The following is a 19025-nucleotide window of genomic DNA, read 5'->3' as shown; positions in this document are numbered from 1 at the left end:
AGAAGAAAAGCCGGGTTTCAAAAAATTGATTGCATCGCTGGGTCAAAGAAAGACCGGAATGATGTTCATTTTCGGTTTTTCTGCTGGTCTGCCTTATTCATTGTTGCTTGGAACACTCTACGCTTGGCTTTCCGATGCAAAAGTTGATCTTGAGACCATGGGTGTATTTTCTCTCATCGGCCTTGCTTATGCATTCAAATTCCTTTGGTCGCCGATTGTTGATCGTGTGAAAATTCCAGGTCTTCATCGACTGGGCCGTCGCAAGAGTTGGCTGATCCCAGCGCAACTGTTGCTTGGGGTTATTCTGCTAACAATGTCCATTCTTAACCCGCAAACTTCAATTGGCTGGTTTTCTTTGCTGGCGGGTCTTGGAGCTTTTGCTTCTGCTACGCAAGATGTCGTAATTGATGCTTGGCGTGTAGATGTGGCTGACGAAGTGGCGACGCTCGACATGCTGTCTACTGTGTATCAACTAGGATATCGAATAGCTGCACTAGCTGGCGGTGCTTTGGCGTTGTTTTTAGCGGATGCATATAGCTGGCCTCTTGTCTACGCACTGATGGGTGTGATCATGATCGTCATTTCTGTTGCTTCGTTTTTTGCACCCGATACACAGGCGATGGACAGCTCTGATGGAGACAATGTCTTGCGTATGGCAGGGCAACTTGATCCCAAAATCCGTGCATATGGCTTGGTCATAGTTGGAGTGCTTTGGACATGGGCCCTTATCAGGGTCGGAGTATTTATGGTGCAGTCACTGGGATCAGACCCTGAACTGCGTCCAGATTCAGTTGCATTTATTCAATTTAACGGACCATTGATTGTTATTGCCACAGTCATAATTCCTGCCATTATCGCGGCCGTTCTCGAATATTGGCGCCGCAACGGAAAATATGTTCTTCAAACCGATACGAAGCGCGAAACGACTTTCGACGCTGTCTTGGATCATGGTTATCGAGCGTTAGTACTTCCTCTTGCTGACATCATGGGGCGACTTGGTTGGGCTGCGATATTAGTGCTGGCATTGATCCTGTCTTACCGGATCACCGATAATATCTGGGGTAGTTTTGCTTACCCATTTTATCTTGGGGAATTGCAATACACGAAGAGTGAAGTCGCAGTTGCCTCGAAGTTTTTTGGTGTAGGAATGACTATGTTGGGTATCGCACTGGGTGGCATATCCTTCGCATATTTTGGTCGCATGGCGACGTTGACTATCGGTGCAGTGACAGCTGCCGCCAGCAACTTACTATACGCCAATCTGGCCGCCGGAGGCGCTGCAATTGCAACTTTTGCAAAGGTTACAGGGTTTACATGGTTGGTAGGTCTGTTTGGAGCTGATGAACGAATGGCTAAGCTCATGCTTGCAATAACTGGCGAAAATTTAGCGGGTGGCTTGGCTGGCGCTGCTTTTGTTGCTTATTTGTCTTCGATCACGAGCAAGCAATATAGCGCTGTGCAATATGCGCTCCTTTCGTCGTTGACGTTCTTGATTGGGACTTTGGGACGTGGAGCCCTTGGCGAGATGATTGAGCGAAATGGCTATTATCAAATATTCTTGTTTACCGCTGCGCTTGGTGTTGGCGCGATTATTCTCTGTTTGTTTGAGTGGGTTCGAACCAATCGTAATGCGCTACGCAACAAACCACCTAATCCGGCGGTTGCCGATTAGCGCGCAACACGTCTCCTGCAAGATAGAGCGATCCGGCGATTAAAACGGTTTCCGGTTGATCCTGACTCAGTTTTCGAAGTGCCGCCTCGACACTACCCGCTTTCCGAACATCCAACCCGGGTCGTGTAAAAGCGTCAACATCATGATGCTCATGTGCTTCCACCGGGACGACCGTTATGCTGGCAAGATCGCCATCCATCCAGTGGAGCAGGGATTCAGGGTCCTTGTTCGCGAGCATACCGATGACCAGATGAATCTCGCCGCGCCCTGAGTTCTGGAAATAGCCGGCCAGCGCTTCGCCCGCATTGGAATTATGACCGCCGTCGAGCCAGATTTCTGCCTCGGGCAAAAGCGCCGTCAACGGTCCGGGGTCTAGCTTTTGCAGGCGCGCGGGCCATTGGGCCCACCCCATTGCCGCTCGGAATGCACCGTCGGAAACCTGCACGGCGTCCTGATGCCGCATCATGGCGATCGCAAGCGCGGCATTATCTGCCTGATGCGCGCCAGCCAGCGCTGGCAAGGGGAGGCTCAGCTGCCCCATTTCGTCACGGTAATGGAGCTGTTTCTTATAAATGGCGGAATTCCAAGCGTCACCGCGTGCTATCCATTGCGCACCTTTGGTCTTTGCATGCTTATCTATGATGTCCATCATTGCGTCATCATATTGCTGAGTCACCAGTGGCACGCCAGCCTTGGCGATACCTGCCTTTTCCCAAGCGATGCGGACCATTGGATCATCCGGCGCGCCATCTTCCGGGGATAGCAAAAAAGCTTCATGATCAATACCGAGCGCTGCTATACCGGTCGCGGCAGGCGCAGGCACGATATTCGTCGCATCTAACCGGCCGCCTAAGCCAACTTCCAATATGCAGGCATCGGCTGGTGTTTCGGCAAAAGCGAGCATCGCCGCAGCGGTCGTGGCTTCAAAGAAACTTGGGTTTATATCTTCACTGGCGTCGAGGACACGCGCCAACAACGCCGCAAGATATTTGTCCTCGATCAGTGTCCCGGCAAGCCTGATCCGCTCGTTAAACCGCACTAAATGGGGACTGGAATAGACATGGGCTTTCAGGCCCTCTGCTTCGATCGCCGCGCGCAAAAAGGCGCAGGTTGAACCTTTGCCGTTGGTTCCGGCGACATGAAAAACGGGCGGCAGTTTCAGATGCGGGTTGCCCACGCGCTCCACAACTGCGTTAATCCGCTCCAGCCCCAGCACATCGCGCCCGGGGGAGAGCAGTGAGAGCCGGTCGAGTTGTTTCTGAACCGCCGGATGGTCGGAGCGTGCGCCGTCTGCCATAATCGGTACGGCTGGTTTAAGCCGCAGTTTTCCAGGCCATGAGATAGCTCATGACTTGAGCCAACTGAGCGCGTAATTCTTTGCGATGCACAACCATGTCGACCATGCCATGCTCGAGCAGATATTCTGCTGTCTGAAAACCCTCGGGCAGTTTTTCGCGGATGGTATTCTCAATCACGCGCTGGCCAGCAAAACCGATCAAGGCGCCGGGTTCTGATATCTGGACATCGCCGAGCATCGCATAGCTAGCGGTTACCCCACCGGTCGTCGGATCGGTCAATACGACGATAAACGGCAGTCCCGCCTCGCGTAGCATGGAGATGGCGACCGTGGTTTTAGGCATCTGCATCAGCGACAAAATGCCTTCCTGCATCCGTGCGCCACCGGCAGCAGTGAAGATGATATAGGGGCATTGGTCTTCTAGGGCACGGTTGGCGCCATCGACAAAGGCTTGCCCGACAGCTAGTCCCATGGAGCCACCCATGAACGCAAAATCCTGGACACCGACGACACAGGGAACATTTTCTATGGTCCCGGTTACGGTGATGAGCGCGTCCTGTTCTTCGGTTTTGGTGCGCGCGGCTTTCAAGCGATCAGTATATTTCTTCTGGTCCCTGAATTTCAGCGGATCTTCCTTGACCGCCGTAAACGGAATAATCTTCCAACTATTCTCGTCCATAATCTGGTCAAAGCGGATCATCGGCCCGATGCGGCCATGATGCTCGCATTTCGGGCAGATATGCATATTGTCCTCATATTCCTTGAGGAACACCATCGCTTCGCATTTTTTGCATTTGTGCCAGAGGTTATCCGGTGTTTCCTTTTTGGTGATCGAAGCGATCTTGTTACGGACGTTGCTAAGCCAAGACATGCGTCAATTCCCCAGATTTTTATCGTGCGCTTCTGATAGCATCAGAAAGTGATTTTACATAGTCTTTGACATGCGGCGCAGCGTCGGCGCCATGTTCAGCGATGATCTCGACAATGGCTGAGCCAACGACAACGCCATCGGCAACGCGGGCGATATCCGCGGCCTGTTCCGGTGTGCGGACACCAAAGCCAACGGCGACGGGCAGATCCGTTCCGGCTTTTAGGCGAGAGACCGCTTCTTCGATGCTGGCTTGTGCAGCCTGTTGCAGTCCGGTTATGCCGGCCACAGAAACATAATAGAGAAAGCCCGAGGCATTGTTCAGGATTTCCGGCAAGCGTTCGGCATCGGTTGTTGGTGTAGCGAGACGGATCACCGCGACATCCTTGGCGCGCAGCGCGTCGCCCAGGCTATCATCTTCCTCGACTGGAATATCGACGCAGATCACGCCATCAACGCCTGCTTTAACGCAAGCGTTGGCAAACCAATCAGCTCCACGTATTGTCATCGGATTGGCATAGCCCATCAGGACGAGCGGAACAGAGGGATGGCGCTCCCGAAAAGCAGTCGCGATGTTCAATATGTCGGCGGTTTTTGTTCCAGCGCTCAGGCTGCGGATATTCGCGGCTTGAATGGCGGGGCCGTCAGCCATTGGGTCGGTGAAGGGCATGCCGAGTTCGATGATATCCGCGCCGCCTTCGACGAGCGCGTCAAGTATTGCGCCAGAGTCCGCAGCGGTGGGATCACCTCCGGTGACGAAGGCGACGAGGGCTGCGTGGTCGGTTGGGAAGGCCGAGGAAAGGCGGGTCAAGAATCGATCTCCGTTCATGGCAATGATTTGCGATATCGACGTATCTCATGAACTAGCATGATTATTCCGACAGGAATTACGAGAATCCAATCGGTCTCGTTGATTACAAATCCGTTGCCACGAAAGAAACTGATTCCAGGTGACACGATGTACACGAGGCAACCTAGGATCGCGATGTAACGCATCAGGCGATAGACAAAGCTTGCGATCAAATCTCAGTCCCCAAAGCCTCGGCGACCGTAAAAATATCCTTGTCCCCCCGACCGCAGAGATTAGCGAGGATGATCTGATCTTTGTCCATCTTCACCGCTTCCCGCGCCACGGCTGCAATCGCATGGCTCGGCTCCAGTGCCGGAATGATCCCCTCCGTGCCGCACAGCAATTGGAACGCCTCTAACGCTTCGGTGTCGGTCACGCTGTCATAGCGCACCCGGCCGGATTCTTTCAGCCAGCTATGTTCAGGACCAATGCCGGGATAGTCGAGGCCAGCGCTGATCGAATGGGCTTCGTCAATCTGCCCGTCTTCGTCCTGCAGCAAATATGTTTTGTTACCATGCAATATCCCCGGTTTCCCGCCCGCCAGCGATGCGGCATGTTCTTTTTCCAAACCATGACCAGCCGCTTCAATGCCCAACATTTCGACGTCGGGATCATCGAGAAATGGATGGAACAGGCCAATGGCATTGGACCCGCCGCCAATGGCTGCAACCAGCATATCGGGCAGACGGCCGGTACGCGCCAGCATCTGCTCGCGCGCTTCGCGGCCGATAACACTTTGGAAATCGCGCACCAGTTCGGGATAGGGATGGGGGCCAGCGGCAGTGCCGATAATGTAGAACGTGTCGTGCACATTGGCGACCCAGTCGCGCAAAGCGTCATTCATTGCGTCTTTCAACGTTGCGGAACCACTGGTTACTGGCACGACTTCTGCGCCTAACAAACGCATCCGGAAAATATTCGGCTTCTGCCGCTCAATATCGGTTGCGCCCATATAGATGACGCAGGGTAGACCAAAGCGAGCGCATACGGTGGCGGTGGCAACTCCGTGCTGGCCCGCGCCAGTTTCCGCGATGATCCGCGTCTTACCCATGCGTTTGGCGAGCAAAATCTGGCCAATGCAATTGTTGATCTTGTGCGCGCCGGTATGATTGAGCTCATCGCGCTTGAACCAGATTTGCGCGCCTTTGCCTTCCGGTGCCTCTTTGCGGATATGATCGGTCAGGCGCTCGCCAAAATAGAGCGGGCTGGGACGACCCACATAATGTTCCAGCAGGTCATCAAATTCTTCCGCAAAAGCAGGATCAGCCTGAGCGGCGCGATAGTGCTTTTCCAGATCAAGGATCAGCGGCATCAGCGTCTCGGCCACATAACGCCCGCCAAATTGGCCAAAATGGCCGCGTTCATCGGGTTGATTGCGGAAGCTGTTCGAGAGTTTATCGTGTTTCGTCATAGGTGCGAACCGCTTGGCAAAAGGCAGCGATTCTGTCCACATCTTTGACGCCTGGCGCGGATTCAACGCCAGAGGAAACATCGACGAGTGGAGGACTCGTCGCTTCCATCGCACTCACGACATTATCGGCATCCAAACCGCCGGCAAGACCCCATGGCAATTTGTGATCATGCCCCTTCAGGACAGACCAGTCAAAGCTCGTTCCCGTGCCGCCTGGTAGGGCCTTTGCCGGAGCATCGAACAACAGACGATTAGCGGCATCATCGAACCGAGCGCTCTTAGCGAGCGTTGCCTTGTCGCGCAGGCCCAGTGCTTTCCAAACCTCGACATTGCTTTGATCGCGCACCAGTTTGATCCATTCGGGTGTTTCACTGCCATGAAACTGGATCACATCGGGGCGAACAAAGTTAATCGCATGCCCGGTCAGTTTCGGGTCTGCATTGACCAGCAACAATACTGTCTTCAGCGAATCCGGCGCAGATTCACGCAGTTCGGCTGCGCGTTCCAATGACACATGACGCGGGCTTTTCTCGAAATGAACGAGGCCGAAATAGTCTGCCCCAGCCTGAGCAGCCGCTGCGACGCTGGCCTCGTTGGACAAGCCACATATTTTAATCTGTGTTTTCATCGATTCGACTAAAGCGTTGCCTCAATCGACCGCGCCGCCGTATTGGGATTTTCCGCTGCGGTAATCGGACGACCGATGACTAATATACTGGCCCCATCATCACGAGCAGCTCTTGGCGTTACCGTGCGTTTCTGATCACCAGCCTTGCCATTGGCGGGGCGCAATCCGGGAACGACGAAATAGCCATCTTTCCAGACTTTATGGGCGGTGGCCACTTCATTGCCGGAACAGACAATGCCGTCCAAGCCAGCCTCGGCAGCTAGATTGGCGAGCCTCTCAACCTGATCATGAGGACTACCGCTATAACCAATAGATCCCATGTCACGCTCGTCCAAAGAGGTCAGCAGGGTCACGCCAACAACCTTGGTATGGCTGCCAGCCGCTGCCTTGGCATCTTCCATCATCGCCCGTCCACCAGAAGCGTGGACGGTGACAATGGCTGGCTCAAGGACATTGATCGCCTGCATAGCCTTGGCCACGGTATTGGGAATATCGTGCAATTTCAGGTCTAGAAAAATGGGCAGACCGATTTTCTGGATCTCATGGACGCCGTGATGCCCATTAGCACAGAAAAATTCCAAGCCCAGTTTCAGGCCGCCGACATGACCTTTGACGGATTTGGCCAGTTCAATGGCATTGTCGAGTATCGGTGTATCCAGCGCGACAAATATCGGGTTGCTCATGCGCCCGCTGCCTTGTCATCAGTGATGGATGAGACGGCCGGGGCCGGTTCGGCGATTTTTTCTTTGCCAAGATCGAGCGGAGCGGCAGCAGGTTTTGCCTGCGGCGATGCCGGAGGCGGTGCCGGTGATGCGTTGGCTTTGGCTGGCGCAGGTGTTGGCCGAGCAGCTGCTTCCAAGGTTTTGATCCGGCGGTTGAGGCGCCATTTGGATGTTCGATGGATCAACCATAGAGGCACGAATCCTAGCAGAAATGCGCCAATTACCAGAACCGGTAATTTGGTATCGATGCGGATATCTTCCCAAATTAGAACGGATGTTGGTGACCAGTTATTGGCTGCAAATACAACCAATATGACCGCCAATATCACCCAGAAAAGCGTTTTTATAAACTGCATATAGAACCCTCATTCGAGCATTTTTTTACATAATACGCGTAAATTCGATCAGTGACCAGAGTTGTTACTATTTAGGGTTAAGCCAGCGGCTTATTCGCCAAATACGCGATCAAAAATCGTGTCGATATGCTTGAAATGATAATCGAGGTTAAACCGTTCTTCCAGCTCTTCATTAGTCAGCTTTCCGGTGACATCAGGATCAGCTTTGAGCAGATCGAGTAACGCGATTTGACCATCTGATTCCCAGACTTTCATGGCATTGCGTTGTACGATCCGGTAGCTGTCCTCGCGGCTGATACCTGCTTGAGTAAGGGCTAGCAGAACCCGCTGCGAGTGAACGAGGCCGCCCATCCGATCGAGGTTTTTCTGCATGCGCTCCGGGTAGATGAGCAGTTTTTCAACAACACCGGTCAGGCGGGCGAGGGCAAAGTCCAATGTGATAGTCGCGTCTGGACCGATCATGCGCTCGACCGAGCTGTGTGAGATATCCCGCTCATGCCACAAAGCGACATTTTCCATCGCGGGCAGCGCGTAGCTGCGCACCATGCGAGCAAGACCGGTCAGGTTTTCGGTCAGGATCGGATTGCGCTTGTGCGGCATCGCGCTGGAGCCCTTTTGACCAGGTGAGAAATATTCCTCGGCCTCAAGCACTTCAGTGCGTTGCAAGTGGCGAATCTCAACCGCCAGCCGTTCGACGGACGAAGCAATGACAGCCAATGTAGCAAAATATTGCGCATGGCGGTCACGAGGAATGACCTGTGTCGAGACGGGCTCAATTTCGAGGCCCATTTTTTCTGCGACATGCGCTTCGACCTTGGGATCGATATTGGCGAATGTGCCCACAGCTCCGGAGATCGCGCAGGTTGCAATCTCTTTGCGCGCCAATACCAAACGTTCGCGATTCCGTTCAAACTCGGCATAAGCCTGCGCCAGTTTCATACCGAAGGTGACCGGTTCGCCGTGAATACCATGGCTGCGGCCAATGGTTGGCGTCATTTTATGCTCATAAGCACGGGTCTTTATTGCGGCTAGAAGCTTATCCATGTCTGCGAGCAATATGTCGGTGGCGCGCGTCAGCTGCACGGCAACACAAGTGTCGAGAACATCGCTGGATGTCATGCCTTGATGCATGAAGCGCGCTTCGTCACCAACATTTTCCGCGACATTGGTCAGAAAGGCGATAACATCATGTTTTACTTCGCGCTCAATCTCATCAATCCGCGCAACATCGAATTTTCCTTTGGTCCAGATTGCGGCTGCAGCTTCCTTCGGTACCACGCCGAGCTCAGCCAAGGCATCCGTCGCATGTGCTTCTATTTCAAACCAGATTTGGAACTTGGATTCAGGTTCCCAAATGGCAACCATTTCGGGTCGGGAATAGCGCGGTATCATTTTTTCTTTCCTTGAAACTGAAAAAGCTGGTTTAATCCAACCTTTAGATGATCTGAGATTTGCCGCCCCGCTAGCAGCTACATTATGAGTCGGCAACGGGTGGATCATTGGGGAGAAGAATATGCGTCTGGCAGTATTAACCGGTGGCGGCGATGTTCCGGGGCTTAACCCGTGTATCCGTTCGATTGCGATGTCGGCCTGGCAGCGCGGCTGGGATATTATTGGTCTGCGCCGGGGATGGGAAGGGGTACTGGAGACAGATCCGACAGATCCTTGGTCGCTGGAAAATTGTGCCATGGTGCTGGATAAGGACGCTGTGCGCGGCATTGATCGGCAAGGCGGAACAATATTGCACAGCTCGCGCTGTGATCCTCGAGCAACCCTTGAAGGTGATCAGACGCAAAAGGTACTCGATATATTGGACGCGCTGAAAGTCGACGCTCTCATTACAATGGGCGGTGATGGTACGCTGCGTTTTTCGGCACATCTGGCTAGTCTTGGCCGCAACGTTATCTCGATACCGAAGACGATGGACAATGATGTTTTTGGTACCGATTATTGTATCGGCTTTTCCACAGCGGTTACACGATCGGTGGAAGCGATAAATGCACTGCGCACGACGGTGGCGAGTCATGAACGGATAGCGGTTATTGAATTGTTCGGGCGCCGGTCCGGTGAAACGGCTTTATTGTCCGGCTTTCTGTCGCAATCCGATCGCACTGTTATTGCCGAGGTGCCAGCCGATATTGATGTTTTGCTGCCGCTGTTGCTGGCAGACAAAGCCAATAATCCGGAAAGCTATGCGATATGCTTGGTGTCGGAGGGCGCAAAACTGGCTGGCAGCAATGCCGATGATGGTGAAATGAGCAAATCCAATACCAATCGTATCGGCGTTAACATCGGCACACAATTGGCGAGAGAAATCGAGGCGCGTTCTCCGGAGCGCACGATCGTTCAGGAACTAGCTTATTTGATGCGCGCGGGAGAACCGGATGCGATGGACCGGATGGTTGGCTTCGCATTTGGAGCATTGGCAGTGCAGCTAATCGAGGAAGGGCGCACGTCCAACATGGTTTGCTTGACTGACGGCAATTATGGCGTGGTACCTATCGGTACGCTGCTTGGCGGCACCAAAGGTGTCAATGTATCAGGTTTATATGATGCGCGCGAATATCGTGCCAATCTCGTGCAAATAGAAGGTATGCCGATGTTTCTATATTGATTGCGTGAAAGCAGGCTGTAACCTGCGAAGAGATGCTGCGAATAGGGTGGTAAGGGGATCCTGAAATGACTATCGATCAAGCCGTGTTGCAAGAAGAACGCCTGTCGCCATTTTTGCGAGTTACTCTACGCATCTGGGTAAAGACCTGTCGTTCGATCATAGCGTTGATCAGTCCCATTTTTGATCTGCTGGTCCGGTTGTTCGTCGCGCAGGCGATATTTCGTTCAGGCGTAGTGAAGCTCTCCGATTGGGATACGGCCCTTAGCCTTGCACGCTTCGAATATCCGGTATCTTGGATGGCTCCAGAAACGGCGGCCGTAGTTGGTGTGACTATAGAAATTGTTGCGCCTATATTGCTGCTGATCGGACTTCTAACACGCGAGGCAGCTTTGGCAATATTGCTGCTGCTGGCGGTTAGTCAGGTTGAATATGTTCCGACCGATCTCAATCTTTGGTTGATCGCGATATTGGGCTGGTTTGTGCTACGTGGAGCAAAAGGCTTTTCTTTCGACCGCGCCGTGGCAGGCGGATTAAGCGGCAGCGCTATACCATTTACTGATCCTGTTTTGCGCCTGTTTGAGTTTTTGACGGACAAGGCTGCAATCGGATGGTTGCTGGTCGTCCGGATATGGCTGGCCGCGACCTTACTTGCGGTTGCTGGAATAATCGGCATGGCGGGTCAGGAAGTGTTCCTTCCCGTTAAAACTTTCGTTGGCATCAGCCCTGCTTTGGCCGTTTGTTTAGCGGTATTGTTGATCATTGGGTTGGTCGTTCCGCTAACGGGACTAACGCTTATTGTTTCGCTCAGCACGTTGGCTGTCATGGGCCTGCATCCTGATCTCACGCTTTATCCGATGTTGCTTTTTGGATTGATGACCATTTTTGGAGCGGGCTATTTGTCGGTCGACCGGATAATTTCTGCCTGGCTGGAATCCAATATATTGTTCGACCGGAAATATGAGGATGTTCCAAAGCATTGGCCTCATATTGTTGTGGTCGGCGCTGGCTTCGGCGGACTGGCATGTGTCGCTAAACTCAAGAACTTACCAGTGCGGATTACGCTTATCGACCGGCATAACTATCATTTGTTCCAGCCGCTGCTCTATCAAATTGCAACGGCTGCGTTGTCACCTGCGGATGTGGCGACTCCTATAAGAGGGTTGTTCCGCAATGATGGAAATGTCCGGGTATTGCTGGGTGAAGTAAGCAGCATTGATAGTACAAAGAAATCACTGACCTACGGCCAAAACAGTTTGGATTACGATCATCTTGTGTTGGCTACAGGCGCATCGCATAGCTATTTTGGTAAAGATGAATGGGCGCCTTTTGCACCCGGCTTAAAGACCATCGAAGACGGCGTTTCGGTTCGAGGTCATGTTTTGCGCGCGTTTGAGCGAGCGGAATCGTCCAATGACCCGGAACGGGTCAAACGTCTGATGACTTTTGTCATTGTCGGTGCTGGGCCGACGGGTGTCGAGCTGGCCGGTGCCATTGCCGAACTCGCGCATCACGGCCTCAAAGACGAATTCAGCCGGATTGACCCAGAACAGGCGCAAATCATCCTTGTGCAATCAGGCGACCGAATATTGCCAGCCTTTCCGGAAGACCTGTCTACCCATGCTGCGGCGTCGCTCAGCAATTTGGGTGTGGATATCCGTTTGAAATCACGCGTGACCGATATAGCTGCCGACCGCGTCAAAATCGGCGACGATATAGAGATTGCGACGGAGACGGTCCTTTGGGCTGCCGGCGTTATTGCTTCTCCTGCTGGCAAATGGCTGGAAGCCGATACGGACCGGGCAGGGCGCGTTGCAGTCGATGAGCATATGCGGGTTGCGGGCCACGAAAATGTCTTTGCGATTGGAGATACAGCGGGCAGCAACGCTTGGGATGGGAATCCGGTTCCTGGGCTAGCGCCTGCGGCCAAACAAGCAGGAGCCTATGTCGCCAACTATATCCAGCAACAGCTTCTGGACGGCCAACAAGTCGAGCCTTTTAAATATAAACATCAGGGCAGCCTTGCGACCATCGGGCGGAAAAGTGCAGTCGCTGATTTTGGCTTTATGAAACTACATGGGTCTTTGGCTTGGTGGCTTTGGGGAGCAGTGCATGTTGGCTTTCTCTCCGGCATGCGAAATCGGATAGCGGTGTTGGTGAACTGGATATGGTCCTATTTCACGCTGCAGCTTGGTATCCGTCTCATCACCGGCAAGGATAGCGGCGCTTAGAGCTTCGCTTAAATCAGGCCTTTTGACCGGAATGACGTGTGTCCATCCTTGCCGATGATGATATGGTCATGCACCGCGATGCCCAATTTGCGTCCGGCATCGCAAATATCCTTGGTGATGGCGATGTCCTGACGGCTGGGCGCGCTATCGCCGCTAGGGTGGTTGTGGACCAATATGATGGCTGCTGATCCCAGCTCCAACGCACGTTTGATAACCTCGCGAGTATATATAGCAGCCTGATCAATGGACCCTTCGCTAACTAACTCATCCCGTATCAATCGATTTTTGCTATTGAGGTGCAACACCCGCACGCGTTCATGGACCAGATGAGCCATGTCGGCACGCAGATAGTCAAGCAGCGCCTGCCAGCTCGTCAAAATAGGCTGCTCACGCACCGGCTCGGAAATCATACGCAAGGCAGCGGCCTGTACAATTTTAATGGCTGCGGTGCTGACATCTCCCATGCCAGGAACTTTTTTGATCGACTCTCCATCGGCGGTTAGCAAAGCAGACAGGCTACCAAATGTGTCGATCAAGTCCTTTGCCAATGGTTTCGTATCCCGTCTTCGAATTGCTAAACTGAGGAGATATTCGACAAGCTCATGATCCAAAAGTGCATTACTGCCGCCGTCCAATAGACGTTCCCGCAATCGCCCACGATGTCCCTCGCCATGATGTGCTTGAGAGTTTCCATTGGATTTTTTGGCGATGTCCAATTCGAGATCCAATTCAGGCATTTTTGAACAATAACCAGTTTGCTCGAGAATGGGATGAGAAAGCCTATCAAAGCCAAGGATTGGCCGAATATGTCCAATCTCAAATGAATAGCGTAAAAACTGTGCAGTCCATGCACTTGTACATTGCAACTTAAGCTAGACTTATGCATTTCAGCTGGGATGGAGGAAGAAATAGACCAAGAGCCTTTAGGCAGCCGAATACGGCCACGACTATTGGTCTATCTGATCCTTTTCTTGTTGCTCGTCGGTTTTATCATAATCTGGTTCAGCCGGATTAGTATCGCCGACAATTTTGTCCGCTCGGAGCTGGGTAAATTGGGCATCGAGGCCAGTTACGAGATTGAGGATATCGGTTTTCGCAAACAGATCATCCGCAATCTGGTTATCGGAGATCCCAACAATCCCGACTTGGCGGCTGATCTGGTCGAGATCGGCAATAGCCTAGGCACCGAGGGCGCTGGTATAAACTGGGTAAGAGCGCGCAGAGTGAAGGTCTATGGTCGCTTGCAGGATGGGAAACTATCCTTCGGAGCGCTCGATAAATTTTCTGATCCAGAGGATGACAGTCCTTTGGCGCTACCTGATATTTCGCTGACGTTGGAAAAGGCTCAGTTGCGGATTGATAGCGATTATGGCCCGATTGGATTGGCCTTAAACGGTTCCGGTAATTTGCATAATGGATTTAAGGGCGAGCTTGCAGCTTTGAGTGAGCAACTCAATTTGGGCGGATGCGCTATTTCCAAGCCTAGCTATTTCGGCGAGATCGCTATTGGTGATCGGAAACCACGTTTAAATGGACCATTGCGGTTACCGGCTGTCAAATGCCCGGATATGGATATGGCTGTTCAGGATGTGGGCATTCAGCTTGCAATGGAGTTGGGACAAAGTTTCACAAGCTGGTCAGGCGATGCAGGTATATCCAGCGGCGCTTTGACCTATGCAGATTATAGCGCTGAAAAGATCGAATCGACTATTGCCTTTACGGGTGACTTGGATCGCAGCAGCGGGAATATTGATCTCACAACAAATGGTGTGAAATCGCCCTATGGCCGCGCTGATATTGGTCAGGTCAGCGGACCATTTCAAATTGGCTATGGTGATGATCCGATGACAGCACGGTTTGAAGGAGCTCCGGAAATTCGTTCCGCTCGGATATCAAATAGCCTGCTGCGACAAACCGCTGGACTGGCATCATCAACCGACGGCACACCAGTGGGACCGATTGCCGAGAAGCTCGTCACCGCCATGCGCGAGGCTGGTCGTGCTTTGAACATGTCGAGCGATGTGCGCTTTGACATGGGCGCAACAGGAACAAAATTAGCGATCAATGAATTGAATGCGCGGTCCCGGTCAGGCGGGGAGATGGCGCTGGACAATCCCATTTTGCTGACATTTATTGGCGATGATGTAAAAATGCTTGCCGAAGGGGACCTTCAGATAAATGGTGGCGGGTTCCCTGATGCCAGGATAGACTTGAATGATGGCAGTCTGTCGCGCGGCTTTTCTGGCAATGTCCAGATGGCGGCATATCAAGCAGGTAGCGCGAAGCTCAATATTCCTAGCCTTAATTTCTTACCCTCTTCGAGAGGCGGCACCAATTTCGACGGCCGCTTGATTCTCTCTGGTCCTTTAGCCGATGGGCAGGTCACCGGATTGCAAGTGCCCATCAGCGGTTCTTTTGATGGGCGAGGTGGGTTTTCAGTATTTCGCAAATGTGTGGATCTGCAATTTGCCAGTCTACGGACGGCCTCTTTCATCGCTGGTCCAACCCGAACCCGGCTATGTCCGGAGGGCAATCGTGCCATCGTTTCGAGTAATGGCGGTCGGATCAACGTCGCGGCTCGTGCGCCATCTTTTGACCTGACCGGTACAGTTGATGGAACACCGCTTTCCCTTTCCAGTGGCGCGGTCGGCATCTCTCTGGCGAAAGGCATGCGGGCTCAAGATGTTTCCTTACGAATGGGCACTGCAGATAGCATGACCAAGTTCGACATGGCGCTGCTCAGTGCTGCCTTTGGTCGCAATATTACGGGTAAAATCTCTGACGCCAATGGGCAGATTGCCAGCGTGCCGCTGTTGTTGGAAAATGTCGAAGGCGATTGGCGCTATGTCGATGGTGAATTTTTGGTTGATGCTAAGCTGCGTGTCCGCGATGAAGAGCAGGTTGAGCGCTTCCGGCCTCTCATAAGCGATGACGTGAAGTTGAAATTTGCCGAGGGCAGGATAGTTGCTGACGGTATGTTGCGAGAGCCCACGACATTGCGGCAGGTTGCGACTATCAACATGGTGCACACTCTCGACAACAGCACAGGCCAGGCACTTCTTGATGTTGGCTCGCTGACTTTCGATGATGCACTACAACCAGAAATGCTGACGCCGCTGACCTTGGGTGTCATTGCCAATGTCAATGGAGTTGTGACTGGCTCTGGCCAAATCAACTGGGATGACAAAAGCGATGGCATTCGCAGCACTGGTGCCTTCCGTACCAAATCCATCAATTTGGCAGCCGCTTTTGGTCCGGTTACCGGGCTTGCCGGCGAGATCAAGTTTTCTGATTTGCTGGGCCTCGAAACTGAGGCGGGGCAGTTAGTGCGCATGGCTGAGGTTAATCCCGGCGTGGCCGCCTTTAACGGCCAGCTATTCTATCGATTATTGCCTGACTATAAAATGGAGGTCGAAGGTGGTCAGTGGCCATTTGCGGGCGGTATGCTCTATCTGGAACCGACAATTCTTGACCTAGGTGAGGAAGCAGAGCGACGGCTGGAATTCACGGTTGTCGGGGTAGACGCGGCTCAATTCCTGACGCAATTTGATTTCGAGAATATGACCGCGACGGGCGTTTTTGACGGCAAGCTCCCGATGGTCTTTGATCAAGATGGTGGCCGGATCGCTGGCGGCTATCTGGTGGCACGGAAGGGCGGTGGTTCGCTGTCTTATATCGGTGAATTGACCTATGAAGATATGGGGACATTCGCAAATTTCGCCTTTAACGCTTTGAAATCGTTAAAATATGACCAACTTACTATTGGTATGGATGGTGCAATCGATGGTGAAATCATTACTGAAGTGAAGTTTGCGGGGCTGCAACAAGGCGATAGTGCAAGCAAAAATTTCTTCACGAAGCAGATCGCCAAGATTCCTCTTGAGTTTAATGTCAGAATTCAAGCACCCTTCATGCAGCTCATGAGCAGCGCAAAAGCCTTTTATGAGCCGGAAATACTGGTTGGTCAGAATTTACCAGCCCTGCTAAGAGCACAAGAAGAGCGGGCTACAGAGGCGGAAAAAGCGTTAAAAAACAATTCTGAATCAACTGTTCAGCCACGGGAAAGCGATAATGAGCCATAAGATATGCCAATTGACGGATCGGTCTGGAAATGCGATTCGAGCAATTATGAAGAGTAGGAAGACAACCGGCCTGATATCGGGTGTCGCCTTGGGGCTAAGTGCCGTTCTGGCAGGATGTGTGCAGGTTTCTGCGCCAGATAAACCCATCGTGATCAACCTGAATATCAATATAAAGCAGGAAGTCGTGTATCGACTGGATGGCGATGCACAGGATTTGATTAATAGTGAAGCGGAGATTTTCTGATGTTTGAGTTTATACGGAAAAATAAAGCGGTTGCCGTTGTAGGCGGATTGGCTTTGACCGCAATTGTGGCAACGCCAGTCTTGGCACAGCGCGATCCAGCCTATGCCGCTGCACGTGCTTCTGGCGCGATTGGCGAGAAACCAGATGGTTATCTGGGCTATGTAAGTGCGCCATCTGCTTCAGTGAAGGCATTGGTCGAGGATTTGAATATCAAGCGTAAGGCGGCATATACCCGCAAGGCGCAGGAAACCAATTCGACTGTGGAGCAATTTGCTTTCACCTCTGGCTGTAATCTTATCAAGCGCACGGTATCTGGCGAGAAATACCAGGCACCGGATGGCAGTTGGCAGACCCGGGCCTCGGCCGATCCAGTGCGTGATTCGCGCTGCCCATAAGGCTAATATATAATAATATTTTGACATCGGGCGCGCTGGTAATATCAGCGCGCCTTTTTTCGTTTCAAATTGCTGATATTTGGCTGAATTTTCTGCAGTGCAGCATGGCTGTTGACTTGGCGCACCCGCTTTTCTAAACGGGCGCGGTTAGCGGGACTGCTCGCTGTCGTGGGTAGAACCAAGTTAATCGGCTTTTTCGCTGATTTTCGTTAGTTTTTCAAAGAATCACGACAGAGAATGGAACCGGTAAATCTGATGGACGATGATGCTAAGATAGAGGCGCTGAAGAAGCGGATCGATCAGGCGCAATCGGAAGAGGCAGTCAGATCAGGCAAAACCCAAAAAGGGGTCGATGATAATTATCGGCTCGGAAACCGGGTTTTGGCGGATTTGATTGCAGGCATTGGTGGCGGTGCATTGGTCGGCTGGACGCTTGACTATTTTATCGGAACCGGGCCTTGGCTTCTTTTGATGTTCCTGTTTCTGGGTATCATCGTGGCGTTCAGAAATATTATTAAACTCTCAAATGAGAATGCAAAAAAACATAAGTGATTTTGCGTACTATTTGAAAAACAGGGGTCCATTGCGTGGCGGCTGAAGAAGGTAAAATTGATCCAATGCACCAGTTTGAGGTGCAGTCGATTTTTGAGGGCTTTTCGCTAGGTGGTCAGCAGATTGCTCTGACCAATAGTGCTGTGTGGATGGGATTTGCGGTCCTAGTTATCTTCGTATTTATGCGCGGTGGGATGAAGCGCGAATTGGTTCCCGGTCGTTGGCAGATGATGGTTGAAGGCTTTACCGGCTTTATAGACAATATGATGGAAGCCAATATCGGCCCTGCGGGCAAGAAATACGCGCCTTATGTATTCTCGCTCTTCATGTTCATTCTATTTTCCAACGTGCTTGGTCTTCTCCCCGTTGGTGTATTAGGATTGCATCCGTTTACGGTGACAAGCCATTTGACGGTTACCGGCGTGCTGGCCATTTTGAGTTTTTCGATTGTTCTGATCGTTGGCTTTGCCAAACATAAACTGCACTTTTTCTCACTGTTCGTTCCACATGGCACGCCGCTTCCGATGATCCCGTTTATTTTCATCGTTGAACTGCTGTCTTTTCTGGTTCGTCCTTTCAGCCTTGCCCTGCGTCTCTTTGTTGCGATGACAGCGGGTCACATATTACTGAAGGTTCTGGCCGGTTTTGTGATCAACAGTTCCAACGCAGGTGCGGGCTACGGCGTACTTGTTGGGATCCCTAGTTTTGCGCTGATGATCGGTATTAGCGCTCTCGAATTGCTGGTGGCGGTTGTGCAAGCCTATGTATTTGCATTGCTGACATCGCTTTACATCAATGATGCAGAGAACCTGCATTGATTTGAAATACGACTAAATTTCCAAACGATATTTTTGAACAGGAGTTATTATCATGGACGCAGAAGCAGCAAAATTATTGGGCGCAGGTCTGGCAGCAATTGGTGCCGGTGTAGCCGCCGTTGGTGTGGGTAACGTATTCGGCAGCTTCTTGGAAAGCGCACTGCGCAATCCTTCTGCTGCAGACGGTCAACAGGGCCGTTTGTTCATCGGCTTTGCCGCAGCTGAACTTTTGGGTCTGTTGGCATTTGTTGTCGCAATGATCCTGATTTTCGTTGCCTAATGAATGAT

The 19025-nt window shown here is 52.1% G+C and carries 18 protein-coding genes; 9 read left to right on the top strand and 9 right to left on the bottom strand.

Going from position 1 to position 19025, the window contains the following annotated elements:
• Positions 1-61: 61 nt before the first annotated feature.
• Entirely contained in the window at positions 62-1672 is a 1611-nt protein-coding gene (locus ABJM21_RS09305; RefSeq protein ID WP_348372102.1) for an MFS transporter, read from the top strand.
• Here the strand turns inward: ABJM21_RS09305 and ABJM21_RS09300 are convergent.
• The 8 genes from ABJM21_RS09300 to purB form a co-directional block, all read right to left on the bottom strand.
• Positions 1650-2969 (bottom strand): folylpolyglutamate synthase/dihydrofolate synthase family protein, encoded by a 1320-nt coding sequence (locus ABJM21_RS09300; protein WP_348301424.1) that lies wholly within the window; start codon positions 2967-2969, stop codon positions 1650-1652. The two genes, ABJM21_RS09305 and ABJM21_RS09300, sit on opposite strands and share 23 nt — an antisense overlap.
• 16 nt (positions 2970-2985) lie before the next feature.
• Entirely contained in the window at positions 2986-3840 is an 855-nt protein-coding gene (gene accD, locus ABJM21_RS09295; RefSeq protein ID WP_348301425.1) for an acetyl-CoA carboxylase, carboxyltransferase subunit beta, read from the bottom strand.
• A gap of 19 nt (positions 3841-3859) precedes the next feature.
• Positions 3860-4648, bottom strand: coding sequence for a tryptophan synthase subunit alpha (gene trpA, locus ABJM21_RS09290; RefSeq protein WP_348301426.1), 789 nt, complete (start codon positions 4646-4648; stop codon positions 3860-3862).
• Between the two features lie 208 nt (positions 4649-4856).
• Positions 4857-6098: a tryptophan synthase subunit beta gene (gene trpB, locus ABJM21_RS09285; protein ID WP_348301427.1), complete on the bottom strand. Its 1242-nt coding sequence runs from the start codon at positions 6096-6098 to the stop codon at positions 4857-4859.
• A complete protein-coding gene (locus ABJM21_RS09280; RefSeq protein ID WP_348301428.1) occupies positions 6082-6726 on the bottom strand; it encodes a phosphoribosylanthranilate isomerase in 645 nt (214 codons plus the stop codon). The genes trpB and ABJM21_RS09280 overlap by 17 nt, the downstream gene beginning before the upstream one ends.
• A gap of 8 nt (positions 6727-6734) precedes the next feature.
• Complete coding sequence (gene pyrF, locus ABJM21_RS09275; RefSeq protein ID WP_348301429.1) at positions 6735-7409, bottom strand: orotidine-5'-phosphate decarboxylase; 675 nt, start codon at positions 7407-7409, stop codon at positions 6735-6737.
• The gene (locus ABJM21_RS09270) at positions 7406-7804 is read right to left on the bottom strand and encodes a hypothetical protein (protein WP_348301430.1); all 399 of its coding nucleotides are present in this window, start codon (positions 7802-7804) and stop codon (positions 7406-7408) included. Before ABJM21_RS09270 ends, pyrF begins: the two co-directional genes overlap by 4 nt.
• Before the next feature lie 90 nt (positions 7805-7894).
• Positions 7895-9196, bottom strand: a complete 1302-nt coding sequence (gene purB / locus ABJM21_RS09265; protein ID WP_348301431.1) for an adenylosuccinate lyase — start codon at positions 9194-9196, stop codon at positions 7895-7897.
• A 121-nt stretch (positions 9197-9317) separates the two neighbouring features.
• Between purB and ABJM21_RS09260 the strand changes: the two genes are divergently transcribed.
• Together ABJM21_RS09260 and ABJM21_RS09255 are read left to right on the top strand one after the other, a co-directional pair.
• Positions 9318-10418, top strand: coding sequence for an ATP-dependent 6-phosphofructokinase (locus tag ABJM21_RS09260; protein ID WP_348301432.1), 1101 nt, complete (start codon positions 9318-9320; stop codon positions 10416-10418).
• 65 nt (positions 10419-10483) lie between these two features.
• Positions 10484-12646, top strand: coding sequence for an FAD-dependent oxidoreductase (locus ABJM21_RS09255; protein WP_348301433.1), 2163 nt, complete (start codon positions 10484-10486; stop codon positions 12644-12646).
• A gap of 8 nt (positions 12647-12654) precedes the next feature.
• Here the strand turns inward: ABJM21_RS09255 and radC are convergent, their stop codons facing one another.
• Positions 12655-13383, bottom strand: a complete 729-nt coding sequence (gene radC, locus ABJM21_RS09250; protein ID WP_348301434.1) for a DNA repair protein RadC — start codon at positions 13381-13383, stop codon at positions 12655-12657.
• Between the two features lie 213 nt (positions 13384-13596).
• On the opposite strand from radC, the gene ABJM21_RS09245 reads away from it, so the two are divergent.
• From ABJM21_RS09245 to ABJM21_RS09220, 6 genes are all read left to right on the top strand, one after another.
• The gene (locus tag ABJM21_RS09245; RefSeq protein WP_348301435.1) at positions 13597-16728 is read left to right on the top strand and encodes a YdbH domain-containing protein; all 3132 of its coding nucleotides are present in this window, start codon (positions 13597-13599) and stop codon (positions 16726-16728) included.
• 46 nt (positions 16729-16774) lie between these two features.
• Complete coding sequence (locus tag ABJM21_RS09240) at positions 16775-16972, top strand: YnbE family lipoprotein (protein WP_229953630.1); 198 nt, start codon at positions 16775-16777, stop codon at positions 16970-16972.
• The gene (locus ABJM21_RS09235; RefSeq protein WP_348301436.1) at positions 16972-17367 is read left to right on the top strand and encodes a YdbL family protein; all 396 of its coding nucleotides are present in this window, start codon (positions 16972-16974) and stop codon (positions 17365-17367) included. Before ABJM21_RS09240 ends, ABJM21_RS09235 begins: the two co-directional genes overlap by 1 nt.
• A gap of 237 nt (positions 17368-17604) precedes the next feature.
• Entirely contained in the window at positions 17605-17919 is a 315-nt protein-coding gene (locus ABJM21_RS09230) for an AtpZ/AtpI family protein (RefSeq protein WP_348301437.1), read from the top strand.
• A gap of 35 nt (positions 17920-17954) precedes the next feature.
• Positions 17955-18737: a F0F1 ATP synthase subunit A gene (locus tag ABJM21_RS09225; protein WP_348301438.1), complete on the top strand. Its 783-nt coding sequence runs from the start codon at positions 17955-17957 to the stop codon at positions 18735-18737.
• 52 nt (positions 18738-18789) lie between these two features.
• Positions 18790-19017, top strand: a complete 228-nt coding sequence (locus tag ABJM21_RS09220; RefSeq protein WP_108809819.1) for a F0F1 ATP synthase subunit C — start codon at positions 18790-18792, stop codon at positions 19015-19017.
• Positions 19018-19025: the final 8 nt, after the last annotated feature.

The sequence above is a fragment of the Parasphingorhabdus sp. genome (assembly GCF_039977335.1).
In the GTDB taxonomy this organism is placed as follows: Bacteria; Pseudomonadota; Alphaproteobacteria; order Sphingomonadales; family Sphingomonadaceae; genus Parasphingorhabdus.
This window is presented reverse-complemented; position numbering and strand designations above follow the sequence as displayed.